This window comes from Arthrobacter sp. 9V (assembly GCF_902506065.1).
In the GTDB taxonomy this organism is placed as follows: Bacteria; Actinomycetota; Actinomycetes; order Actinomycetales; family Micrococcaceae; genus Arthrobacter.
In genome coordinates this window covers 606,003-629,125 of sequence record NZ_LR732912.1, presented here as the reverse complement: position 1 = coordinate 629,125, position 23,123 = coordinate 606,003, and the positions used below count along the sequence as shown (strand labels likewise).

The 23,123-nt window shown below is 59.7% G+C and carries 21 protein-coding genes; 2 read left to right on the top strand and 19 right to left on the bottom strand.

Annotated elements, in window-relative coordinates; all coding sequences use genetic code 11:
• Positions 1-196: 196 nt before the first annotated feature.
• From BACI9J_RS02975 to BACI9J_RS02905, 16 genes are all read right to left on the bottom strand, one after another.
• On the bottom strand, positions 197-907 hold the full coding sequence (locus tag BACI9J_RS02975; protein ID WP_159733112.1) for an ABC transporter ATP-binding protein: 711 nt from the start codon (positions 905-907) through the stop codon (positions 197-199).
• A complete protein-coding gene (mpaP, locus tag BACI9J_RS02970; protein WP_159733111.1) occupies positions 904-2,577 on the bottom strand; it encodes a daptide biosynthesis intramembrane metalloprotease in 1,674 nt (557 codons plus the stop codon). Before mpaP ends, BACI9J_RS02975 begins: the two co-directional genes overlap by 4 nt.
• A complete protein-coding gene (locus BACI9J_RS02965) occupies positions 2,574-3,791 on the bottom strand; it encodes a YcaO-like family protein (RefSeq protein ID WP_159733110.1) in 1,218 nt (405 codons plus the stop codon). The genes mpaP and BACI9J_RS02965 overlap by 4 nt, the downstream gene beginning before the upstream one ends.
• Positions 3,788-4,606 (bottom strand): daptide-type RiPP biosynthesis methyltransferase, encoded by an 819-nt coding sequence (gene mpaM, locus BACI9J_RS02960; RefSeq protein WP_159733109.1) that lies wholly within the window; start codon positions 4,604-4,606, stop codon positions 3,788-3,790. The genes BACI9J_RS02965 and mpaM overlap by 4 nt, the downstream gene beginning before the upstream one ends.
• Before the next feature lie 81 nt (positions 4,607-4,687).
• Entirely contained in the window at positions 4,688-4,825 is a 138-nt protein-coding gene (locus BACI9J_RS02955; protein WP_159705956.1) for a daptide-type RiPP, read from the bottom strand.
• A 58-nt stretch (positions 4,826-4,883) separates the two neighbouring features.
• Entirely contained in the window at positions 4,884-5,009 is a 126-nt protein-coding gene (locus BACI9J_RS24600) for a daptide-type RiPP (RefSeq protein ID WP_268891908.1), read from the bottom strand.
• Positions 5,010-5,073: 64 nt separating this feature from the next.
• Positions 5,074-5,214 (bottom strand): daptide-type RiPP, encoded by a 141-nt coding sequence (locus BACI9J_RS02950; protein WP_159733108.1) that lies wholly within the window; start codon positions 5,212-5,214, stop codon positions 5,074-5,076.
• Positions 5,211-6,434 (bottom strand): daptide-type RiPP biosynthesis dehydogenase, encoded by a 1,224-nt coding sequence (mpaC, locus tag BACI9J_RS02945; RefSeq protein WP_159733107.1) that lies wholly within the window; start codon positions 6,432-6,434, stop codon positions 5,211-5,213. Before mpaC ends, BACI9J_RS02950 begins: the two co-directional genes overlap by 4 nt.
• Entirely contained in the window at positions 6,431-7,720 is a 1,290-nt protein-coding gene (mpaD, locus tag BACI9J_RS02940; protein WP_159733106.1) for a daptide-type RiPP biosynthesis aminotransferase, read from the bottom strand. The genes mpaC and mpaD overlap by 4 nt, the downstream gene beginning before the upstream one ends.
• Entirely contained in the window at positions 7,717-8,784 is a 1,068-nt protein-coding gene (gene mpaB / locus BACI9J_RS02935; RefSeq protein WP_236558324.1) for a daptide biosynthesis RiPP recognition protein, read from the bottom strand. The genes mpaD and mpaB overlap by 4 nt, the downstream gene beginning before the upstream one ends.
• Before the next feature lie 532 nt (positions 8,785-9,316).
• Positions 9,317-10,066 carry a ThuA domain-containing protein gene (locus tag BACI9J_RS02930; RefSeq protein ID WP_159733105.1) on the bottom strand — a complete coding sequence of 250 codons (750 nt, stop codon included), beginning with the start codon at positions 10,064-10,066 and terminating at the stop codon, positions 9,317-9,319.
• On the bottom strand, positions 10,067-11,170 hold the full coding sequence (locus BACI9J_RS02925) for a Gfo/Idh/MocA family protein (RefSeq protein WP_159733104.1): 1,104 nt from the start codon (positions 11,168-11,170) through the stop codon (positions 10,067-10,069).
• A 47-nt stretch (positions 11,171-11,217) separates the two neighbouring features.
• Entirely contained in the window at positions 11,218-12,117 is a 900-nt protein-coding gene (locus BACI9J_RS02920; protein WP_159733103.1) for a carbohydrate ABC transporter permease, read from the bottom strand.
• The gene (locus tag BACI9J_RS02915) at positions 12,114-13,043 is read right to left on the bottom strand and encodes a carbohydrate ABC transporter permease (RefSeq protein ID WP_159733102.1); all 930 of its coding nucleotides are present in this window, start codon (positions 13,041-13,043) and stop codon (positions 12,114-12,116) included. The genes BACI9J_RS02920 and BACI9J_RS02915 overlap by 4 nt, the downstream gene beginning before the upstream one ends.
• A 2-nt stretch (positions 13,044-13,045) precedes the next feature.
• Positions 13,046-14,368, bottom strand: coding sequence for an ABC transporter substrate-binding protein (locus BACI9J_RS02910; protein ID WP_159733101.1), 1,323 nt, complete (start codon positions 14,366-14,368; stop codon positions 13,046-13,048).
• A gap of 199 nt (positions 14,369-14,567) precedes the next feature.
• Entirely contained in the window at positions 14,568-15,563 is a 996-nt protein-coding gene (locus BACI9J_RS02905) for a LacI family DNA-binding transcriptional regulator (RefSeq protein WP_159733100.1), read from the bottom strand.
• Positions 15,564-16,336: 773 nt separating this feature from the next.
• Here BACI9J_RS02905 and BACI9J_RS02900 point away from each other — a divergent pair.
• Complete coding sequence (locus BACI9J_RS02900) at positions 16,337-17,047, top strand: hypothetical protein (RefSeq protein WP_159733099.1); 711 nt, start codon at positions 16,337-16,339, stop codon at positions 17,045-17,047.
• A gap of 83 nt (positions 17,048-17,130) precedes the next feature.
• Here BACI9J_RS02900 and BACI9J_RS02895 read toward each other — a convergent pair whose 3' ends face one another.
• The 3 genes from BACI9J_RS02895 to BACI9J_RS02885 form a co-directional block, all read right to left on the bottom strand.
• Complete coding sequence (locus tag BACI9J_RS02895) at positions 17,131-17,934, bottom strand: hypothetical protein (protein ID WP_159733098.1); 804 nt, start codon at positions 17,932-17,934, stop codon at positions 17,131-17,133.
• A 612-nt stretch (positions 17,935-18,546) separates the two neighbouring features.
• Positions 18,547-20,166, bottom strand: a complete 1,620-nt coding sequence (locus BACI9J_RS02890; protein WP_236558322.1) for a hypothetical protein — start codon at positions 20,164-20,166, stop codon at positions 18,547-18,549.
• Between the two features lie 326 nt (positions 20,167-20,492).
• Positions 20,493-22,118: an integrase gene (locus tag BACI9J_RS02885; protein WP_159733096.1), complete on the bottom strand. Its 1,626-nt coding sequence runs from the start codon at positions 22,116-22,118 to the stop codon at positions 20,493-20,495.
• 219 nt (positions 22,119-22,337) lie between these two features.
• Between BACI9J_RS02885 and BACI9J_RS24730 the strand changes: the two genes are divergently transcribed.
• Positions 22,338-22,775 carry an ImmA/IrrE family metallo-endopeptidase gene (locus tag BACI9J_RS24730; RefSeq protein WP_159736327.1) on the top strand — a complete coding sequence of 146 codons (438 nt, stop codon included), beginning with the start codon at positions 22,338-22,340 and terminating at the stop codon, positions 22,773-22,775.
• Positions 22,776-23,123: the final 348 nt, after the last annotated feature.

Here is a 23,123-nt window from a genome sequence, read left to right as displayed (position 1 = left end):
GCTGAAACGGCCCAGAATCTCTGGACGTTTTCGGCTGCTGATAGCCCTTCCGAGTTACCTGGCCAACCCAGGAAGTTTGCAACAAACCATGGGATCAGCGCGGTAAATGCCAGAATGCCGAGAACTGAATAACCGCTATTAAATCGCAGTAGCTCTGAGCGGAGCCCGCCAGCCAGGGAACTGACTCCTGTTCCATTCACCGGGAGCCCTCCAAAATTTTGAAATATGCGGACTCCAGGCTGCCTCCGCCGAGGGTCTTCGCCTCTTTGAGGGTGCCTCGAAACAGCGTCTTTTGCTTGAGAATCACCACTTCGTCCGCAACCTGTTCCAATTCCATGAGCTGGTGACTTGAAACGAGGGCGCTCCCTCCGGACGCAGCAAAATCCCGGAGGAATCTTCGCAGCCACTGTACGCCCTCAGGGTCCAGTCCGTTGGCGGGCTCATCCAGGACAAGCAGTTCCGGGCTGCCCACCAAAGCGGAGGCAATTCCAAGGCGTTGACGCATTCCCAGCGAGTAGTCCCGGACTCTTTTGTTTCCTTCCGATGCGAGATCCACCAATTCCAGGACGCGCTCTACATCCCCACGGTCAGCTCCGGCAGCCAGCCGGCAGATCTGCAGGTGCCTGCGTCCCGTCAATCCGGGTTCCACGTCCATGCCGTCCAGATTGACGCCGACTTTCGTGGCAGGTCTGGGCAGGGTTCGGTAGTCGCGGCCAAAAACAGTTGCGCTCCCGGAGGTTGCTTCCAGGAGGCCAGTCAGCCCTGCGAGCGCGGTGCTTTTTCCAGCGCCGTTGGGACCAATCAGGCCCACCACACGCCCGGCAGGTACGTCGAAGGTGAGGTCTTCCACAGCGAACCGGGAGCCTCTCTTCTTACTGAACGCCTCGAAGCTGGCATGGATTGTCATGAGCGCCCTCCCGTGGATGCGGTGGTTTGTCCGGGCTGGCCCGGCCATAGCGGCGAGTTCAGGGCGGTATCCCACAGCCACTTCCCCAAGCTGGTCTCCTCTTGGCTTGTCACTTCGGCCCGTCCTGAAGAAGAGAGGTTTATCCCCGATTCCAACTCGCCCGGATAGGCGGTTACCGGCAGGTTGTTTCCAGCCAAGGCAATGGGGGCGATGGTGTCCAGCGGAGCAATGGAGTTCGACGGCGGCGGGTCACCAATCGTCGCGCTGCCAAGGTTTTCGTGAATGATCATTCCCTGCGATTGCAGAGTGACGTGGTCGCCCGGAAGGAACGCCTTGCCGGAATCCTGAAGCGGGGCCACGATCCGCAATTCGCCACCTGCGTACGTGTAGCCCGCAACGGTTAAGGGTCGTACCGGAACGAGTATGAGGAATGCTGCGACGGCCACGGCTCCCAGACCCATAACCATGACCTGCCTCCACGCCGGGCTTCCATTCAGGGTTGCCATGCGGAAAAACCGGACCGCGCTCTTGGCGGCCATCACCAGCAGCAGGCAGAGGACAAGAAAGACAACAAGGTGCCCGACGTAGCCAAGCTGCAGGAAGATCGGCACGAGTCGCTGGTAGCCCACCACCATGAAGGCAATCCCTGACAAAAAGCTTGCTAGCCCGAACCATGGCAGAAGACTTTGGTTGGGAGAACCGCGCCGGGAGCCGAGAATGCGTGAGCTGACGACGTCGGCCAGTGCATCAATCGACTTCTTTCGGAGATGGGGAATGTCCACGGCGGACATCAACGCCACGTAGCCATCCAATTTGATGAAGGGAAACAAATTCAGCACGGCCACTGCGTAGCAAATGATTCCGTAGAGCACGGCGGCGTCCTTCACTGGCGACTCAGGAAGAAACACCTGGGCCGTCATGGCAATGCTTCCCAGGGCAACATGCACCAGAGGACCGGCAAGGGCGACGAGCACTCGCTGCTTTCCGGAACTCAATCTCCAACCATCCGTCACGTCGCAGAAGAAGGCAGGCGACAGGTAGAACAGCATGATGCCGATCCGCCGCGGTGTACCGCCGAAGTAGGTGAGCGCCATGCCATGGCCAAGTTCGTGCAGCAGCGTGGACACGAACATCGCCGCCACCACGTACAGATAGGCCTCCAAAGGAAGAGGAGTTGAGAGGACACGCCACATAATGGGCCCTGCCAACAGCGCACCGATCAGTCCGCCGAGCAGGAGCAGCAAGCCTGCAACGGCTCCCCCGGGCCGAAGGATCGCTGCCACTACCGGGCGGAATGTCTCCAACAGCGGTGCCGGTTTGAAAAGGGTGAATTGCACAGTGAAAGGCGGCCTGAACTGGATCCGTCGAGCCTCAGCCGGCCTGGCGCCGTCGTCGAAAATTCCCGTGTTGGCCAGCTGGCGCACAATCCCTTCCACATCCTCCGGCGTCCAGGTTGAACCCAGGAGTTGGGCGACCTCGGCAGCCTGCAGCTCGCCGTCCACTGCTTTCAAAACAAGGGCGACGTCGGACGAGACCCGCGCTTTCGGCACACCATTGATAGCGACTATCCACGGCCCGCCCTCCTGCAGCGGAACGTCGATGGAAGCAGCCGGCGCAAGCTGTACCGGCCACTCGACCTCATCCTGCGCGGCCCTCCCGGACCTGCTCATATCAGCGGGTGTGGGGTTGAAGGGCAGCCCGGCATGACGAACAGTTCCTTGGTTTCGTCCATGGTTAAAGGAACGGCCCCAGGGCAGATGGCCTTGCCGGCCACCCAACCCAGTTCTTGGATCCCCGCCGGAAGCCTGTGTGTGAGGTTGACCCAATGAGCGCGAATTTTCCGTCCTGCCAAATACTTCACCAAATCATCCACAGCAGGTGCGGGTCGGTTTCCAGGAAAGCAGGACAGCTTAAAGGATCCAACCCACCGCCGCAACTCAGCGATCGCCGGTGCAGTTGTCCAGAAGTCAGCACGGGAATCGTCGTCCGTCACTGGTAAGTCCGGTACCGTCTTTGCTGGCCCGGCAGACTGTGCCCGGGTGAGAAACAGCTCGCGGATTTGCAGCCCTTCCTGAAGTGCTCCCCTCAAAGCAATGAGGGGGTCAGCGGCAGTCTTGAGTCCCACGGCGCCAAATCTGGCCGGTTCCTTGTCCTCAGTAATGATGCAAACGGCGGTCAGCAGCGGACTGTTATCGCTGGGGATGAAGGCAAGGGTGGGCTGCACACCGGCTGCCCGGGCAGCAACAAGGAGCAAACTAAGTCCCCTGGCCTCCGGTGCCTGACGCACTGCTACGGGCATGCTTTCGGCGTCGAACCTTTGCAGTGGAATCCTGTGGCGCCATGCTGTGAGGAAGGCGTCCCGTTCCATGATCTCCGCGATGCCGGAGCACTGTGCGAAGGCTTTCGAAGGTCCGGACGCCGCACCGTTGGGCGAGGGATCGAAATGGCCGTCCCAAGGGTTCAGCGGTCCGTGCCCAGGGGCATAGTCCACAACAGGTGCAGGCACCAGCGCGGGCTGTCCAGTGAGTAGATCCGTGGCACGGTACCAAGGGACATGGCCGGTGTGGGCCGACGCGCGGCCCAGGCCCGCGCCCACAAAATCAATCTTCGTGTCCAGGATTCCTTTCCGGGCAAGCAAATGCTCAGAATCTGCCGGCACGGGAACCAACGCGAACCGTTCAACCGCTTCGCCTGCCCCTCTGGTCAGCGACGCCCTCTTGGTGACGTCAAAGGCACCTACGGCAGAAGCGAGCCGAACACCCGGTGCGCCGTTGGCCAATTGGCCCACGGTTCGCCACAGCCCCACCTCGTTGGGCACGTAGATGGACGCTTCGGAAACCAGCCCCAGGGAAGGGTGGAGTGTTCGTACGGCATCTACGCTCATTTGCCGCAAACCCATAACTCCACATCATTCAAACCAGGACTTGGCGACGCTATCCGTACCGGCCGGCGTTCAAGGATGGTTAGTCCTTCGGCCACGATCTCTTCCTCAAGGATGCTGTTGCTCAGAAAAGCGACGTCGCTCGCGTATGCGGATGATCTGTATGTCCCGTCTACACCGAAGCTGACATCAATCATGGTGACGTGACGCGCACCGTTGGCAGGGTCCCAGCCCTCCGCAGTGATAAGGAATGAATTTTCACCAAGTGCTGAAACCGTACAGCGGCCGTCGTTGCTCACGGGGGCTTGGTGGTTGTCCGCATTAAGAACCGTCAGCAGGAATTGTCCGTCCGCTGCCAAGCATTGGCGCACTCGGCGAAACAGCTCCCAGCGGCCGGCCGGATCAAGCAGTGTAATGGAACTGGCACCCAGAACTACGCAACCGTAAACGCCGTCGACGTCAAAGCGGGACATGTCCGCCTCTACCAATTCAACCTGTACATCGCGCGGGTTGAAGGTTTTGGTGGCAACCTTCTCCTTCAGCATTGCCAGCATTTCCGGTGACGAATCCACCGCGGTCAGTGGACGCCCCAAGGAAAGGAGAGGCCTGGTGATCCTTCCGGAGCCTGATGCGAGTTCCAGGATCGGTCCGGAGGTTTTCCGGGCCGCGGCAAGGATCTCAGGAAGCTCAGTGAGATCGTTGGCAGTGATCTGGTCATAGAGTCGCGATCCCGAAGCACTGTACAGATCCTCAGGCGGATCGACGTGTCCAAGGATCCGCAAAATAGCGTCGGCGGTCTCATCTGGTGCGGTGTTCATCAGCTCGTCTTCTCCGGAGTTGGGGTTGTGGTGTGGGGTCACGCGGGTGGCGGCGAACATGGCACCACCCGCGTGCACTGCTTAGGTAGCGGCGAGGCCGACGACGACTCCGGCGATGATAATGACGTCACCAACGCGGATGTACCACGGTGTATCGTCCGGGGTGTCAAGGTTCTCCAGCTCTTCGATGGTCAGCTGAAGGTTCGAGGTTGCAATCATTGGCTCCTCCTTTCTTGGGTCTCTGGATCTCTCTAGGTCACTGGATATACGCGGAGGGTTACGTGATGCTGACGGCGATCACGCCGATAGCTACTCCCTGGGTCACACCGATGAACCAGTTGTTGAAGTCCGGAGTGTCCATTGATTCGATCTCCTGGATGGAGATGTTGAGCTGATTTTGCATTCGTTTTCACCTCCCCTCGGTGAGTGTTTGCCTTGGTGGTGGTTTGCTTTGGTGGGCCGGGCGATCAGGTGATGGCCACCGCGATGCCCACCAATGCCAGTCCTGCCGTGATGCCCTTGATCCGTTCGTCCCAGTCGTCCGGAACGTCCATGGCCTCCAGCTCTTGGATGTTGAGATCCAGACCCTTGAGTGCTGTGCTGTTCATGTACTCACCTCCTCCCTCTTGCCCGCTCGTAGATCGCCCGTGGGGCCTAGCAAGACGTGGTGTCCTCTCCCCGCTGAGGTGAGAATGTGGTGAATCTGCACGGCGTCAACGCCACGAAGCATGGGGAGCGCTCCGCCCCAGTTCCGGAGGGCAGCTTCTGTGGTTCTGAACAGCGTTTTCTCGCTGATCGTCTGGAGGCCGAAGATGCCCCACCGCCGCATCAGATCGTTGATCCCAGGACCCGGTTTCGAGTCAAGGTCAGGCACTGCTTTGGTGACCACGGACCACAGTTGTTGGAGCCGCAAGCGGTCTCCCCAAGCTGCTGCACCGTGTGCGATCTCCTCCCAGATAGGGCCGATCACGGCGGCTGTTGCCGTCATTTTTCGCGTCCCCGTCACGTAAGCGAGCTCGTTCGCGAGGTACCAGTGCTTCGCCCCGTAGGGGTTACGGCCCATAAGAGCCCATCCCGTGTGCGTCTCCATGCTGAGGCGTGCAGCCGTCAGCCGGAGCTCCGGCGCATCGTAAAGCCTCAGTCGTTCTCCCAAGCGGACGATCCGCTGGATGAGGATGTGGGCGTCGTCGTCGAAAATGCTGTGGCGGCTGCCCACCATGGTCCCGGCCACCCTCAGAAGAGCTTCAAGCAGGCCCTCGAAAACCAGATACTTGGGCAGGGTGGCGAGGTGACCGGCGTCGAGCATTGCTACATCACCAGCCAGATTCGGCGAGACAATTAGACGGCGTCCGACGGCGGTGTCCAGGCAAGCTACAGCGCTGACTTCAGCGCCGGTTCCCACGGTGGACGGCATGAGAATGGTCTTGGGACGGTCCTTGGGGTTCGCAATCGGAGGCAGCACCAGCAGGCCGGAACGTTTGGCGTGACGCTCAGCAAATATGGTCAGGGCCGGGTCAGCGGTGAAGAGCGCTGCAAGCTTTACGGCATCCATCACTGAGCCGCCGCCCAGCCCCGCAACAGTCTGAAGTCCGTTCTCACGTATGAAGCTGCCAACGTTCCGGAGCGTCTCCACGGTGACCGGTTCTGCAGTCAGTTCAAGGACGGCTGATCCTTTGAGGTCATCAGCGAGGAGGTTGTCCCGGTGGACTCCGAGATCCTTATCTACTACCAAGCCCGTTCTGCCACGGGTGAGGGCGCCGACGTACTTACCTGCCGTCCCGTCGTCGGAAATGATGCAGCGGGTCCTTAGCCCGTGATCGGCAATCATTCGAACACTCCGTCGCGTTCAGCGGCGCGTAAGCCTGCCTCTATTGCGGAGAGGAGTTCTGCAAAGTTCTCCTCGGTGTAGGTGAGCGCCGGCAACAGTTGGATCCGGCCAGGCCCGGGCTGCACTATGGCGCCAGCTTGGTGGATGCTCTTCACCACAGCCAGGACGCCGTGTGATTCGAGCGGCATTCCGTTTTTGGAGTGGAGCTTCAGTCCACGCATGCAGCCCAGGCCGGTTGAGTTGCCTACGCCGGGCGTTCGTTGAAGCTCCTCGATGAGATTGCTCAGGCCCTGCGCCACCTGCTTGTTCAAAGTGTGGTGGTCCAGCCTCTTCATCTCGGCGATGGTGCTGAGAATGGCGGCACATGTTGCCGGGGTTCCCGCTTGGGTTTCCCCGTGAACGAAAATGGACTCCGTTGTGTCAAAGAGCTGCGTTACTCGTGGGGCTATCAAGAGTGCGGCGCATGCGCTGGTGCCGTTGGTCAGGCCCTTGGATGTGACAATGACATCCGGCTGTTGGGGCCACGCATCCGAAGCGAACCAGCCGTTCACCCTGCCGAAGCCTGTGGCTACCTCCTCCGCCACCAGAAGGAAACCGTGCTGGTCCCGCTGCTTGATGAGCTCCTCCACGAAAGCGTCCGGCACCAGTTCCGCCCCTGACCCCAGAACAGGTTCCATGATCACAGCCGCGATTCTGTGGCCTTCCCTTTGCATCAGCCGGGTCAGTTCCACGCCGTCGTCGTCGAATCTGATGTGGCGGATATTCCGCCGGTCCACGCCGTACAACGCCTGTCCCAGTTCATCGCCGCTGAGGGCTTGGCTTCCGTAGGTCAGCCCGTGATAGCTGCCGCTGAGCCCCACGATCAGTTTCCGCTCGGGTTGCCCCTTCAAGACGAAGTACTGACGGGCGAGTTTCATGGCCGCGTCGTTGGCCGCTCCCCCGGAGGTTGAGAAGACCACTCTTTGGAAGTTGTGTGCAGGCAGGCTCAGAAGAGCTCTGGACGCCTCAACCGCTTTCCCGTGGGAGCTGCGGAAAAGGGGAAGGTATGAGGCGGTGTGGAGTTCTTTGGCAATGGCCTCAGCTATTTGTTGGTTTCCATAGCCGAGGTTGGTGTTCCACAGGCCGCTCTTTGCGCAGATCCGTTGCTGGCCGTCCTCGAATGTGACGTGGACGCCGTCGGCTGTGACTGCCGTGTAGCTGGCTTCATTGAAGTCGTGTTGGGTAACAAGGGGAACCCAAAGTGGACGCTGAGTTCTTGGGGTTGGCAGGACCGGCACTACGGTCATCGGCTCGCACCCATGATGCTGGTGCCGAGTTGTTCAAAATGGCTGACCACGGCTCTGGTGGCACCCTCGGCCACAGCCGCTGAAACCTTGAGGGCCGGTCCCACGGCCCTGGCAGCAGCCTTGATGTCACGCATGTTGGAGACGGCCTCAATGATGACCGCGGCGTCCGACCCGATCTTGAAGAGCCGGCCTGTGCTGGTGTCCAGCAGCGTGTGCTCGCCTGCCCTTTTGAGGATAAAAGGAGCGTTTGCTGACGGAAGGCCGTCGTTGAGAGCAGCGCCGTAGAGGCTCACGCCGAATCCCACCAGGCTTGTGTTGGCCCTGTCCTCACGGGGAATGAACTTCCAAGCATCCAGAGCAGCCAGGTAGCGCCGGATCCAGGGCTTGGCCTCAAGGGAGTCTTGAACGTCCCACGGGTAATAGACGGCGGCGACGGCGGACTCCGGCCTCAAGGAAACGGCCCGAACCCTTATGTCAGGGAGCGAGTCACCTACCTGGCCGATTTTGGTTCCATAGGGCCCGGTCCTGACGGAACCATCCCACGTGATGTGAAGCCGTGCTAGTAGCAGGTTGTCCTTTGCGGGCCCGCTCAACAGCCGTCGCTCCGCCAGAACAGCGTTGACTTCGGTGAGTTGCTGGACAAAGTAGCCGGAACGGACAGCTTCTTCTGCGTCGTGGAAAAAGGCTTGCCAGTCCTCCTCGGTGGTGATCCGGACTATTGTCACGCCCACGAGGTTCACAAACGGGATGGCCACATAGTCCTGGATTTCCAGACTGAGGGTGCCGTCCACCAGGAGCTCTTCCCCAGCGGCATCGAAAGACCCCGATACAGGAACTATGCCGTCGTCGGCTTTGTCCCCGTTCAGAACCAGAATCGTAGAGCCCTCACCGGCAAGCGTCTTCGCGTAATCCGTATGCTCGGGATTCTCAACAAAAATGACGTGGCCCGGTATCCGTCCCGGTACCCCCGTGATCCATTGATCCACAGCGGCGGCAGTGCTCTGTTGCTGACTCAGCTTCAATTCCCCAACCCCAATAGTTGTCTTCTCCGGCAGCCCCGGCATTTATCCGAGGCTGCGTTCTGAGAAGGACACTATGGGCGGGTTGATACGCCACAGGGCGAAAAGACGGAACTAGGTGGTGAATTGGACCATTTTGGGGAAGATTTGGGTATACCTAGGTGGTTATTTGGGGTGGCCTAGGTGGTTGCTTATTCGAAGTCCAAGAGCTGGCAACTCCACGGATGGGGTGATAGGACATCGTGATGAGAGAGTTCCTGAGCATTTCTACCGTGTTAGCGTCGTCACATGAAAGTGACTCCTCGGACCGTTCGCAGTCTTGTCTTTTTCTTGGCAGGTTTCGTACCGTTCGCCATCTTCTGGCCCATTTACGGTGCTCTGCAGGGTTTCGGTATCGGCCTTGTCGTCGCAGCGATTGTCATCTCGGTCGACGCCGTACTTACTTCTCGCCGTAAAAGCCGACGCGATGTCCAGGTTCATCCAGCTATAAGTGACAGAACCCCCTCCTGACCAAGGCAACGTCCCGACCAACGAGTAATTTCTGTTCGGTGGTCGGGGCGTCAAAGAACCCGGCCAACTACGCCCCCTCGAACCACCCCCGCGCAGGGTTGCTAACCTCAGGCGCCTCCCGGAACACACCAGGCTGGGCAACCCAGCCAACACCATTGGCGATCACCTTCTGGATCTGCGGCTGGTGGTACACCGGGTATTCCTGGTCGCCGGGGCTGAAGTAGAAGATCCGGCCCTTGCCGCGCGAGAACGTCACGCCAGAGCGGAACACCTCTCCCCCGGTGAACGAGCTGATGAAGATCAGGTCATCGGGTTCCGGAATGTCGAAGAGTTCGCCGTACATTTCCTGTTGCGGAATCACAATCGGGCTCTCGATCCCAGCGGCGATCGGGTGCGAAGGCTTCACTGTCCACACGAGTTCGCGTTCGCCCTCGTTGCGCCACTTCAGCGAGCAGGTGGTCCCCAGGAGTCGAGTGAAGATCTTCGCGAAGTGCCCCGAGTGAAGGACCACCAAACCCATGCCGCCCAGCACGTGCCGCTGTACACGCTCCACCACTTCGTCAGCCACTTCCTCATGAGCGATGTGACCCCACCACAGCAGCACGTCAGTCTGCTCCAGGACTTCTTCAGAGAGTCCGTGCTCAGGATCAGCCAACGTGGCAGTCGAGATTTCAGAGTCAGGATAGAAACCGCGGAGCCCGGCGGCGATGGCGCCGTGAATCCCCTCCGGGTACATCTCGCCGATAGTCACCGGCTCGTTGCGGGCCTCGTGGACGGCCTCGTTCCAGACAACAATCTTCAATTTAGAATCAGACATTTAGAGCACCACTTCACGTTGTTCGAGGGCGGATTTGTAGCAAGCATCAAGGACCAGGGCGCGGCTGAGGGCAAGAGACCCGTCGTGGCTTCCCCACACCGTCTCGCCACCGCGGACGGAGGCAATGAAGTCGTCGACGACGGCCTGGTGGGCTCGCCCGGGTTCGGCCACCACCTCGAAGTCGGCGTTTTCGCCGTCCTTCTCGGTGAAGACATGGACGTCCGCTACAGGGTTCTCGGAGGCGCCCACCGAGCGCAAGTCCGCGCCGCCGTCGGTCCCGTAAACGGTGAAGTCCATCAGGTCCTTCTCGTCGCGATAGGTGGCCCAGCCGGCTTCCAGGATCAGGGTCCCGCCGCCTTCCAGCCGGATGAACGCGGAGGCGAAGTCTTCCACTTCAAACTTATGGCTGGAGTTCGAGGCTGTATAGCGGGCGTTGCCGCCGAGGCCGCGCGGGCCGAGTTCGGAGTGGGTCGATGCCGAGACGGCGAGAACCTTCGGCTCGCCTAGGAGGTGCAGCGAGTAGTCGAGTACGTGCACGCCGATGTCGGCCAGCGGACCGCCGCCGGCGAGCTCAGGGTTGGTGAACCAACTGCCGAGCATCGGGATTCCTTGGCGGCGGAGCCACGATGCCTTGGCGTAGTACGGACGCCCGAGCGTGCCGGCGTCGATCACTTCCTTGAGCGCCTGAATGTCGCCGCGGCGGCGGTGGTTGAACGCGACGTCCAGCACCCGTCCGGCCTTGCGGGCCGCGTCCACCATCTGCTGACCTTCGACGGCGTTGCGTGCCAACGGCTTTTCGCTCAGCACATGCAGTCCCCGCTCGAGCGACGCAATCGCGATGGGTGCGTGAAGGAACGTGGGCACGGCGACGCTGACGGCGTCGAGGCCTTCCAGCTCGATCATGTCTTCCCAGCGGGCGAAGGCGTGGGGAATGCTGTATTCCTCCTTCAGCTGGGCGAGAAGCTCTTCTTCCATGCCCGCGACGGCCACAATTTCGACGCCGGGAATGGTGCTGTACGCCTTGAGGTGCTGCTGGCCGGCCCAACCGATGCCCACAACTCCCACCTTGAGGGTTGCGGACGGGACCTGCTGCTGAATGCTCACGTTGTTCCTGTTCTTTCTGTGGTTACTTTGGATGGCTGAAAGCGGGGTTAGCCCTTGACGGCGCCGGCCGTCATGCCGGAAACGATGCGTTTCTGGCACACGAGCACCAGGATCACCAGCGGGACGGTGATGATCACCGACGCCGCGCTGATGGTGCCCAGGGGTTGGTCGAACTCGCTGGTGCCGCTGAAGAACGCAATTGCGACGGGAACCGGACGGGACTCCGGTGAGGTGGTCAGCGTGACGGCCAGGAGGAATTCGTTCCACACCGAGATAAACACCAGGATCGCCGTGGTCGCCAGGCCGGGGACCGCCAGCGGCAGGATCACCTTGCGGAAGGCGACAAACGGCGTGGCGCCATCCATGTACGCGGATTCCTCCAGCTCGCGCGGGATCTCCTTGAAGAACGACGTCAGCGTGTAGATCGCCAGCGGCAACGCGAACGTCAGCTTCGGGATGATGAGGCCAAGCAAGGTGTCGTACAGCCCGATTTCGCGCCAGATGGAGAACATCGGGGCTGCGATGGCGATGGCCGGGAATGTGGTGACCGAGAGGATCAGCGTCAGGATCATCGCCTTGCGGCGCATCTTCAGCCGGGCCAGCGCATACGCGGCGAAGGACGCGAACACCAGCGCCACTGTTGTAGTTACGACGGCGATGATCACCGAGTTGCGCAAGGCCAGGAGGAACTCGGGGTTCTGGAAGACCACCAGATAGTTCTCGAGGGTCGGCTGGCTCGGGAAGAGCTCGCCTTGGGAAAGGCTTGCGCCCTTCTTCAGCGAGGTGTTGACCAGCCAGTAGAACGGGATGAGCGAGAAAGCCATGACGGCCACCACGAACACCCACACCAGTGGATGCAGTTTCGATTCCCCACGCAAGCGGCGCTTCGGCGACTTGCGCGCGGTGGCGAGTTCCGGCGTCGGGCGTTCTGCAGTCAGCGTGCTCATTGTTCCTCCTTCGCGACATCGCGGATGTTGCCGCCGGCGAAGCGGACGTAGATGACCGAGACCACCATGACGGTGAGGAAGGTCAGGATGGACAGCGCCGAGCCTTCGCCCACCAGCCGGTTTTCGCGCAGTTGGGTGTAGGCGAGCATGGACATGGATTCGGTGCCGTTGGCGCCGCGGGTGAGGACGAACGGCAGGTCGAAGACGCGGAGGGCGTCCATGGTGCGGAAGATCGCCGCGAGGACGATTGCCGGGCGCAGGAGCGGCAGGGTGATGTTCACGAAGGTCTGCCATTTGCTGGCGCCGTCGAGTTCCGCGGCCTCGTACGTTTCGGCGGAGATCACTTGCAGGCCTGCCAGGATGATGAGCGCTGCGAAGGGTGTGGTCTTCCAGACGTCAGCCATGACGATTACGGCCATCGCGTAGCCGTGCTCACCGAGCCAGACGACGTCGCCGCCCGGCAGCCCTAGCGTGGAGAGGACGTTGGTGACCAGGCCCATGTTGGGCTGGAACATGGTTTGCCAGGTGATGGCGCTGACCACGGTGATGATGGCGTACGGCAGCAGAACCACGGTGCGCAGGACGGCGCGGCCCTTGAACGCGAGGTTGAGTAGGAGCGCCATGGCCGTGCCGAGGATGAGTTCCAGGCTGACGGAGATACCCGCGAAGAGGAACGTCTGGCCGAACGCAGCCCACCATTCTTCGCTTGCCAGGGCGTTGATGTAGTTTTCCAGTCCGACGAAGCGGGACAGGCCGGCGGTCCGGACGCTGTACTGGTTCAGCGAGAGCCAGATCGCGTAGCCGATGGGGACCGCCGCGACGAGCGCCATGATCACCAGCGACGGGGCGGTCATGCGGAATGCGAGCTTCCGTTCGGCACGGTCGCGGCCGCTTGCGCGGCTGGGCGGGATTGTTTTGATGGCCATAGCTAGAAGCTCGCCTTGGCGGTGGAGATTTCCTCGGCCATCTTCTCCACGGCTTCTTCGGTGGAGGCGGTGCCTGAGAGGACGGCGTAGACGTTCTTGTAGATCGCCTGCGAGATCTGCGGGTAGACCGGGGAGATCGGGCGCGGCTTGGCGCCCTTCACCGAGGCGAGGAGTTCCGTGGCGAACGGCATCTTCTGCAGCACCGCCGGATCGGAGTAGGCAGCTTCGTTGACCGGGGCCTGCGAATAATCCATGGCCACGTGCTTCTGCCAGTCCGGGGTGGTGGCGAAGTCGATGAACGCGACAGCTCCGGCCTGGTTGGTGGAGTGGGCCGAGATCGCGAGGTTCCAGCCGCCCAGCACGCCGGAGGCCTTGCCGCCTTCCCATGCCGGCAGCGGCGCGACCGCGAAGCTGGACGCCAGCGGTGTCGCGTTGAGCAGGCGGTACACGTGCGGCCAGTTGCGCTGGTATCCGAAATCGCCGGACTCGTAGGCGAGTCGGGCGGGGTCTTCGTTGTAGGTGAGGACGGCGCGGTCCGCCGAGCCGTTCCTGAGTCCGTCGCTCATGAAGTTGAGGACGTCGCGGGTTTCCTTGGAGTCGATTTTGACGTTGCCTTGATCATCGAGGACTTCGCCGCCTGCGCTATAGAGCATTTCCAGGAAGTTCACCGTGAGGCCCTCATACTGCTTGCCCTGGTAGACGAAGCTGTTGCCGGGAGCTTTGGCGGCCTCTGCGTAGAGCTGCTGCCAGGTTTCGGGCTTGGCCACCTTGTCCTTCTGGTAGTAGATCAAGCCCGCGTTGGTGAAGAACGGCGAGCCCCAGTACTTGTCCTCGTACTTTGTGGTTTCCACAGTGGAGGGAATCAGCCGGTCCTTGTTGGCCTCTACCAGCTTGGTCTGGTCCAGCAGCCAGCCTTGGGAGGCGAACTCGGAGGTCCAGATGACGTCCGTGATGAAGATGTCGCACTCAGTGGACTTGCCCTCGAGCCGCTGCACGATCTGGGTACGGGCTTCATCCGTGGTGGCGCCGATCTCCGTGTACTTGGCCGTGACCTTGCCGTTCGCTTTAGTGAACGCCTCCGCCGTGCCCTTGTAGATACCGCTCGCGTCCTTGACCCCGCAGATGTTCACGGCACCGCTGGCATTAGCGCCCGACGCCGGATCGGCAGCTGCCGCTTGTTCCGCACCTTGGGGTGCTGCTCCCCCGCCGCACGCGCTGAGGAGGAGCGCTGCCGCTGCGATTGCGGCTGATGCGAGGGCTTTTCGGTTGCGGGGCGTTGCTTGGTTCTGGCTCTGGAGCGGAGAAGCAGGTCGGTTCAAGTCCACAAGTGGCTCCTTTGGGGTCTGTGGGCGGTGGGGTTCAGTGCGCGTTTCGGCTGTCCCGCGTGCTGAGGGTGGCTTCTTTGCCGGTGGTTCTTGTGATCGATGGAATCGATTCCAATGGTGCTCAAAAGAATCGACCTTACGGCCGTGGAATCGATTCCAAAATAGTGTGACAGGGACCACTCGGGGATGTCAACCCTCCTTATTTCGTGGATTCCCTGATGACGAGTTCGTGCGGGAGGAAGCTTCTCCCCTTGCGATGTGAACCCTCGACGGTCATCCGCTCCAGGAGTTCAGCGAAGGCTACGCGGCCCATTTCGTAGGCTGGTTGCCTCACCGTGGTCAGCTCTGGGACGCACATTTCTGCTTGGGCCGAGTCATCGAAACCTGCCACGGCAATGTCGTCCGGGACCTTTAAGCCTGCATCCGTGAGTTCACGGACGCAGCCGGCTGCGACTACGTCGGTCCCGCAGAAGACTGCGTCAGGGAGGTCTTTCGTTTCCAGGAGCTTCTTCGTGAGATCACGCCCAGCGTGGAACCCGAAATTGCCTTCGCCGAGCAGGATCTGGTCTTGTTCCAAGCCCTCTTCCGTGAGTGCCTGGCGGAAACCTTCTTCGCGCAGCCGGCCGGAGCGGGCACCCCTATGGGCGAGCATGGCCAGCTTCTTGGCACCCGTGTCGATCAGGTGTTTGGTGATGTCGTAGGCTGCTTGGCGGTCATCGATGGAGACGCCGAACGCAGCCTCGGCGTCGACGATTTCACACACTTGGACGACGCTCAATTGCTCGGCGACTATGTTGACGTCCTCGTCCGGCATCGTGGGAGAGAAGATCACGAGGCCGTCTACGGAGCCGTTACGGAGCATGTCCACGAGCTGCTGTTCGCGATCCAGGTCTCCGTCGGTTGCTGCGATGAGGCTGACGTAGCCGGAGTCCGCAGCGGCGTCGCCAACACCCCGGAAGACTTCACTGATCACCAGGGAGTCCAAGTTCTTGGCCAGTGCGAGGACCCGCATTGTTCTGTCTCTCCGGAGATCCCTGGCTGAGGCAAGCGGACGATAGCTGAGCTCCCGTATCGCGGCGTTGACCTTCTCCTTGGCCGCCTCGCTAACAGCCGGACTACCGTTCAAAACGCGCGACACAGTCCCCACGGACACACCCGCCGTCCTGGCGACGTCCTGAACTGTCGGCCGAGCCATTCGATTGTCCTTCCACAGATGGCGCCTGCCGCCATACTTCTGCCATGCCCACCGGCGCTCCTCAGCTTAGCCGGAGAATGGAAACCGGCCAGGTCTGACCGGTCAGTCGCAGTTCGATCGCCAGTGCGATCACCGAAAGCGGTGTAGGGGTGCGAGCTTATTGATTGGCTCGGGGCGCGGGCCACCACAGGCATCATCACGAATGGATATGCCTCCCAAAGTCTCGTTAGAGGCGTGAACTCATCCACGTCTGTGAAATCAAGATGAGACAGTTTGCTTGGACGACGCGAACCCCGGTGCAGAGTCTTACAGATTCACCGAGGCCTCTACGTGAGGGGTCGAGTTAAGCCTCCTTTTACACGACGCCCCTGACGCCCGAGTACCAAGAAATGACTGCCGCAGTGAGGCATGCAGGCCGGCAACTATCGCTTCATACTGAAGAACCAGCTCAGCGCGCCGATAGCGTATTTTGACAAGTAACTCAAGAAAGCGGATCTAAGCTCAAGCCTCGGACTGAATGAATTTCCGGTAGATTGGTGAAAGTGGACTACTTTGATTTGGACCTAATAGCAATCGCCGAGGAACTAGCAGGCAAAATCCCCAAAACGACAAGCGTGCAGTTATTCGGAAGTAGAAAGTATCCCGGGAAAGTCCGGTCGGACCTAGACTTGTTAGCTACAGGCCCCGATAGCTTAGACTCACTTTTGCAGTTTCGCTCGACAAAGCAACACTATCAACCCCTAGACCTATGGCTTCAGCTAGGAGAAAAAGCGGTGAGCGCAGTTACCGGTTCCACGCTTCCAGTTTCGAGTTTGGTCACTATACCGCTGTATCCAAATCCCACCCTCAGCGCACTGGACGAGATTCGAGTACAGAAGTTCAGGGCAGACATTGACTACAAGATGAGCGTAGTCCCTCCTTCAAGTTTCCCTGCAAGGCAGACAGGAGCTCTCGGATTAACCGACCGATTGCCCCAAATTTTAGACCCCAGCCCCGCTTTAGCTGTTACAGCCATTGTCGATGTACTGAGAGGTGCGGTTACCGCGCTAACTCGCATGCGCGACGACGGCAATGCAAGACGCGGAAAGGGAACACAACTCGACCTGCTTACGGAGTACGACTTCCAAAATCTCGCTGAAATCACCCTAGCTCCTTTAATACCATTGCAGCGTGAAGCCTACGTTGTGAAATCAGGCGGTAAGGAACGGACGGTCGATTTTTCAATAGCACAGGGCCGGGTGGCACTGGAGCTCAAGTTTGCTAAAACAACAAGCGAACTCAACTCTGCAATCAAAGACGCCCACGGCATTCTCGACATTTATCTAGAGCATCCCGGCGTGGAGGTCGCTGTCGCCGTCTTTGGAGTCGTAGAGGGTTTCAAGGTCGATCACAATGGCATCAATTCTTGGAGCCTGACCAAGCCTAACGGCCGCCGTGCCTTCATGCAGACAATTTCCGTACCTGAGAAATTGCTGAGTCACTGAGCAAGCTCATTGGAAACCCGGCCATTAGGACCCTAACCCGCTGAAAACCTAGGGTAAAGCAGCGGGACCGAGCACAGCCTCGGTTAGTTGGCGCTCGGCAGCTTCCGCTCAATCAGCGCGGACACCGGACGGAGTGAGCTGACTTTGTGGATGGTTGAAATCTCTGGAATGGATTGCATGATGATCGTGTGAGGAATTCCTGGCCCTGCGTGGATGGCAACCCCGCCAGTAAGAGCATTCGGTGCTGGGTCAAAGCTCGCCAACGTGAAGTCTGCCGCCCACTCGGGTAAGGCGCGTGGGGTTGGATTGAAGTAGAGCGCAAGCACGGATTCAAGTCCGTACCCCGAAAAATCAACCAAGATCGCATTGTTGTGGTCAGAAGCGAAGGTCAAAGGTTCCAATTCGTTGGCGCCTCCGATGCTCTCGGCATCGATTTTTGAGCGGTCATACACAACCCCGTGAATCCCGAGTGATCTAACTCCGGGTCGATCCAGAGTGTGGATGATATCGACGGGCTTTTCCATGTTTTCCCAAGGGAGCATTCCCGGAAGGCGAGCCGCCACCGAGAAAATCTGCACAGCGTCAAGCTCATCGAGCGCCGGAAGATGGATCGTTTTCCGTCCCGCGCCGCCTGCGAAGCCCTGAGGCTGCACCGAGCTCATGCCAGACCGATGGTAATGAAGTTTGGGTCTGTTGTCGCCACCTGTCTGTATATAGCTGGCTTCGTCAGGTAGGAGATTCCCGGGGCGCATTGATAGCAATCGCGACGAAATAATGACTCCCCAATTTTGCAGATGGGGCACCACCATGATGCCGCCGTCTTTCCTGTCCACCGATATGGACAACATCTTCCGGGTCACGCGTTCGGAGAACAGTTTGATATGCACGGCAAGGCTGCGCTGTCGCGAAAGCCGCCGCAGGGGTGGGTGAGTCAGATCTCCTCCAGATGATCGTGGTGTGCGCTAGGCGAGAAGGACAGGCCGCCAAGCGGATGCAGTAAAGCTATCCCATTGCCGGCCTTCTAGCGGGACACCCCTCCTTTGCCCCGCTTGGCGCCCGGACGGGATTTCCTCGCCCTGGTTGCCTTTCCTGCAGCTAAGGGGGGGCTGGGGTGGGTCACTTCGCTCCGGGCGGCTGCTAGGCGACCTCCTATCTGTGTTCCGCTGGCGCCGGTATCGCCCAAGGACTCCGCGAACTTCTTATGGTGTTCGGCGGAGCCGTAACTGGCTTGCGCAGCGGTTTCGGTCTTCAGGCTCCCTCGCACCCTTCGTTCGCTACCCTGGCCCTTTCCCCGGCACGAAATGTCTGGCAGCACTGCGGGTGCCAAGCTTTGCTTTCGCTTTGTCCGGGCTCAAGGCTTAGGCGGCCGAGGTGTTGGGCCGCGGTCCTACCCTCCGTGCGCGGTTGGTTTTGACTTTGGAGGCGAATCCCATGCCTTAGTCCTCCCGGTTCTGCGGAATTGCCCCTTAGTTCGGCGGGCTACTGGCGGTTGGTTCGCCTCACCGGAGGGTCTGCTGGGCTACCTGCTCGGTGTACTCAGGGATGTCTGGGATGTTCCACGCGACAGGTTCTGGGATTTCCTCTTCATCGGGCACGTCTTTGATGAGGAAGACTGAGATCGCTTGGCTTCCCTGCGGAGCCAAGGTGATTTGCTTTCCTGCCAGATCTCCCGGGCTAAGTGCTTTCAGAAGATCCCGCCCACCTGTGCCGAGCACGTGGGGATGATGGAGCAGGGCCGCCCCAAGGTTGAATTTGCTGCCCTGGATCTCGAGAGTCATCGTGGGCACCTCGTGTAGGAATGCGACGCCTTTGATCAGTAGTCTCTCCAGATCATCTGGCGTTTCGCCACCCGACAACGTGGCTGTCAGCACGTTACCTACAGGCATCCATGTCGAATGCCCTTCAAGCAACAAGCGCCCTATTCGGATCTGGATCCGCTCCTCTTGGGATATCTCGGTGGGGACCGCAAACGTGGAGTTGAGCTTCTGCTGAAGGAAAGCTAGGTCACCCACGAGCTCCACCAACGCGGGATTGGCGCGACGTCGCTGAAAGGAGGTTCGCCCCCTGCCTAATTCGTGGCCCTCAAGCAGCAAATGCAGCGTATTTTCTGAATAAAAGTCCTCCCAAAGATCCAGGGCCCGAACGGCGTCGCCAACTGGTTTCCCAGCCAAATTGAACTTCATGTTTAGTTGAGCCTGGCGCCCCTGGGTCACAGGAAGTTCGGCGTCTAAAGTCGCAATCCCGTAAAACCCTGCAGTGAACGAGAAGCCTCCGTGGCCCTTGGCTTTGGCGGTTACCATGCCTTCGTGTCTGGCCACCGTGAACCCCGCGTCGTCAACGAAGAGCAACGCCAGCGGCAAGGACTGCTCACTGGCCAGACTCTGGACCACGACCTTTTCGATCGGTGAGCTGCCGTCATCACGAATCCACTCCGGGCCTTCAACAACCAGCGATTCAATCACCTCACGCGGCAGCGTTATGTCCGATCGCACACCGAACTCAAGGCCTCGTTGCAGCTGCTTTCCAAGGGCCGAGTGGTCCGCACCGAACATCAGGTTAGCTTGAACGGAAATCGGTTCCAATTCTGAGGCGTTGGGATGTTTTGCACGCAAGACCTGTGTGACGTGTCCGTCCACGACTTGGTGGTCGACGCTCCAATAAGCGCTCCGGTTCTGTGCTAGCTGGTTCAGCGCCGCGGCACGCTGAGCAAGGTCCCGCGGCCCGCTCAATGCCGCTTTCTCGCCATGAAACTGCTTCAGCGTGTCGACGAGAGGGTTGTACAATGCGGCGCCCTCAAGGTCTGGGTGCCGTGCGAGTTCGTCATCCATGCGTGCCCTGCCCCAAATCTCCACTCGGGGCCTGTTGTTGGCGGGCAGCGTTGAGACGTACTTATGTTCACCAACGGTGGGGTTCTTCGGCATGACCAATGTCCACTCTCTGGGAGAATGATTCTTGACCGCCGCATCGAACGACTTCTTTATCTGGGGTTTCCGGGACTTCCCCCAGGGCCCTGAGAAGCCCTCCGGGAAGTACTTGAGCTGGAAGACCTGATCGACCTTTCCGTCAAAGTAGACGGCGACGTCCAGTCCTCCGTCACCTCCCCTGCCGTCAATGACCACCACCTCGGACTGGGGCGGACGATGGTAAACCCTGTGCAGCAAGCTCTCAACGACCCTGTTGAAGTCTTCTTCGTTGATCTGCTTCCAATCAATTCTGCCCAGATGTAGTGGGCCCCAACCAACCATGATCCGACCCCGCATTCCGGCCTCTCTCAATAGAGTGCCACTCACATTCAATGTTATTGGCGAATCTGGCAGGCTTGGACTTAATTTCCAGCGCGGTTGAGCCCAGCATCTTGGCAAAGACCGAGGCGGAGGCCGCCGTCTTAGCCGCCATGTGCGTCAGCCACCTCGGCCGGCGGTTCTTTGAAGCATGTATACGCCAGCTATTCAAGCAAATCGACCAACAGCGGGGCCTCAGTTGTTGAGCGAAGCAGATTCAGGTGAAGCTCAGCTCTGGATGCCAACTCGACGGGCGTTGATTGTTGAACAATGGCAGCGTGAGCGATACGGTCCAGGCCTGCACCGACGAGGGGAGCCACGGTCCGGAGGGTCATGGAGAGCGTGTCCAAATGCGTGGCGCCTCCATGCATGACGAGATTGCGGTGCCGGTAGAGCCTTCGCATCGCCGACACCATATGACGTTTCACCTCTCCCAAGGTGGCTGAAGGAGAAGCCAAAAGTTTTCTCATTCGTTCTTCTGAGGCAAAATCGCTTAGCCTAGCCAATGCCAGCGAGTTTCCGGAATTTATCCACTCAGCGGCCAATTTGGCACGGTCTCTGTTCGTGGATTCCCCTAGTAGTACTGACATCTGATGGGCTAACCGGTCGGGGACAGTAGGTTTGTGCGCGTGCGAGAGCTTCGTGAGTTCAGCCCGAGGCCACGAACAGGCCGTCAAAGCAGCCATTCGATCTGCGGCCAGCACACCTCGGCCCTCTTCGCTCTCGTCGTCGCCCCTGAGCAGCAAAGTTTCCACGGCGGACCAGCCTCCCGAAACGGCCGTTGCAATAGAACCGTGGTTCATCGGCGCGGCGAGTTCAAGAGCATTATCCAAACGTGTTCTTTCTTGAACTGCGTACAGTTTCTGTTCACGGACCAGGGACAATACAAACGTTCCCCGCCCCGGTCGCTGCAGGGGGAACGGCTCGCTTCGTCCTCGAACGATTAGCACGCCAAAGTCTCTAAGATGAGTCTGTTTGCGACTGTACGTTGCTCTTGCTTTGAGCCGATCTACGATTTCCCGTCCTTCTTCTGCTGCCATGTGGGAGTCACGAGCTGTGACCGTATACTCAAAACCTCCCCCCAGGCGTCCCTCGATGTGGGTTTGGTTTTCTCGAATCCATTCATTGACGTACTTCGCGGGTCTCCAGGCAGAATCAGAGTCCCGGTTGTGTTGGTCATTCGACACAGCCGCGAAGGGAATCAGCACGTCAAATGTCCGGGGAAGATTGCTACCAAGCAGCTTTTGCGCTTCTATCGACAGATCGGCCAGCGATAGAACCTGAAGGTTTTTCACCCAATGGTGCAGGAAACGCTGGCTGAATCCAGCGTCGAGAAGATGTGCACCCACAGCCCGAGCAAACCGTTCGGGAGAAGGTGGCCTGTTCTCATCTCGGGCAGCCAATTCCCAGCGGTTGAGATAACCATCATCAAGACGCGTGATGATTTCATTGAGCATCCTGTGATGCGCGTTGCCGTGCTTCAGCGTTGACCGGAGCACCCGTTGGAGCTGTTGCCTCAGCACCTTATCCCCCGCTCCCTGGTCGGGGCCCTGCAGTCGCTCCAAGTCTCTCGCTAGCCAGCTGAGAGTGCCAGGAGACAGCGTTTTGTGCTCCACCCACTCGACGGCGTCTGACAGCTCACGTAGTCCCAGAACAAGGCCACAGTCCCATAAACGCTGATGCCAAGGTGAGTTGACATCGAAGAAGTCATCAAGGCGAGCAAGCGCCAGAGCCAGGCCGTCCGGGCGGCCGGATGCTTGAGTAGTAGTCACGATTTGATCTTCGCTCACCTACAAGCGATACTTAAATCGCTGAAAGGCCCACATTCTAAAGTGAGGGACCCGCCGATCCTGTGGTTCGAGCCGCTCCCCACTTCACTTGAGGTATTGGGACCACCAATTATGGATGGTCCCAATACTTTTTAACGAGGTTTTCAATGACTGTGACTCTCTGGCCTTCAGACCATCGGGGATCACTGGCTGCCTTGGGGGTTATAGGACAAAACGTGTATAAATCCCGGGCGTGTTACGTGCGTCCTGCCCAGCCGACGCGGTGCCAGAGGCCTTCCTCTGGGCTTAGGCCGGTGCTGTAGAGCTCTGGTCCGAGTTCTCGATCATGCAGGGTTTGGGAGAGTCCTGTCGGATCTCGCGCACGACATCGCACACCTCGTTGCCGAGCGTCGCCTCGACGTGGCTTGGATGGAACCTGGCGGTAAAAAGTGCGGAGCATCGCCCGCTCACGAAAAAGAAGCGGCAGAACTGGGCGCCGCTCTCCTTATTCCTGCATCTGAGGCCAAGACCCACGCCGTGTATGGCAGAGACCCGCAAACTCTTGCGGAGCGCTTTGGCGTGAGTTTAGAGATGTCCACCTGGCGTATGGGGGTCTCAGGTGGATCGAAGATTCGTGAGCGCTGGTTGGCCAAGCAAGGCAGAACAAGAGCTTCATAGTCCCGTGGTTTTATGGCCGATAACAACGCATACGTCGTGTAGAGCCCGGCGTACTTCATCAGACGAACAAAGGCCGCAGCCCTAGCCAGGGCTGCGGGTGGAGTTTCTTGGTCAGACGCGTCGTCTCTGACGCTGAGCGGACGCGGCGGGAGGGCTGCAGATGCATCTGGCACGATGGCAAACCTACGCACCACCCAGGCACACAGGAATTAAGGCCAGTCAGGGCTTTCCCTCCTCATCCTCGGCTCAAATCCAGCGAAGGTAACTGCACGACTGAGACGAAGACCCCGCCACGCCATGCGGCGCAAACCTCAAGTGCACCACTCCTGGTATCCCAGACCCCCACCT

What these genes read in the sequence shown, in the direction of transcription:
- BACI9J_RS02965 (WP_159733110.1), bottom strand. Translation starts at nt 3,791, where the DNA reads ATGAGCGTAGATGCCGTACGAACACTCCACCCTTCCCTGGGGCTGGTT.
- BACI9J_RS02950 (WP_159733108.1), bottom strand. Translation starts at nt 5,214, where the DNA reads ATGAACAGCACAGCACTCAAGGGTCTGGATCTCAACATCCAAGAGCTG.
- mpaM (WP_159733109.1), bottom strand. Translation starts at nt 4,606, where the DNA reads ATGAACACCGCACCAGATGAGACCGCCGACGCTATTTTGCGGATCCTT.
- mpaB (WP_236558324.1), bottom strand. Translation starts at nt 8,784, where the DNA reads ATGCCGGGGCTGCCGGAGAAGACAACTATTGGGGTTGGGGAATTGAAG.
- mpaC (WP_159733107.1), bottom strand. Translation starts at nt 6,434, where the DNA reads ATGATTGCCGATCACGGGCTAAGGACCCGCTGCATCATTTCCGACGAC.
- BACI9J_RS02930 (WP_159733105.1), bottom strand. Translation starts at nt 10,066, where the DNA reads ATGTCTGATTCTAAATTGAAGATTGTTGTCTGGAACGAGGCCGTCCAC.
- BACI9J_RS24600 (WP_268891908.1), bottom strand. Translation starts at nt 5,009, where the DNA reads ATGCAAAATCAGCTCAACATCTCCATCCAGGAGATCGAATCAATGGAC.
- BACI9J_RS02975 (WP_159733112.1), bottom strand. Translation starts at nt 907, where the DNA reads ATGACAATCCATGCCAGCTTCGAGGCGTTCAGTAAGAAGAGAGGCTCC.
- BACI9J_RS02915 (WP_159733102.1), bottom strand. Translation starts at nt 13,043, where the DNA reads ATGGCCATCAAAACAATCCCGCCCAGCCGCGCAAGCGGCCGCGACCGT.
- BACI9J_RS02955 (WP_159705956.1), bottom strand. Translation starts at nt 4,825, where the DNA reads ATGATTGCAACCTCGAACCTTCAGCTGACCATCGAAGAGCTGGAGAAC.
- BACI9J_RS02920 (WP_159733103.1), bottom strand. Translation starts at nt 12,117, where the DNA reads ATGAGCACGCTGACTGCAGAACGCCCGACGCCGGAACTCGCCACCGCG.
- mpaP (WP_159733111.1), bottom strand. Translation starts at nt 2,577, where the DNA reads ATGAGCAGGTCCGGGAGGGCCGCGCAGGATGAGGTCGAGTGGCCGGTA.
- mpaD (WP_159733106.1), bottom strand. Translation starts at nt 7,720, where the DNA reads ATGACCGTAGTGCCGGTCCTGCCAACCCCAAGAACTCAGCGTCCACTT.
- BACI9J_RS02905 (WP_159733100.1), bottom strand. Translation starts at nt 15,563, where the DNA reads ATGGCTCGGCCGACAGTTCAGGACGTCGCCAGGACGGCGGGTGTGTCC.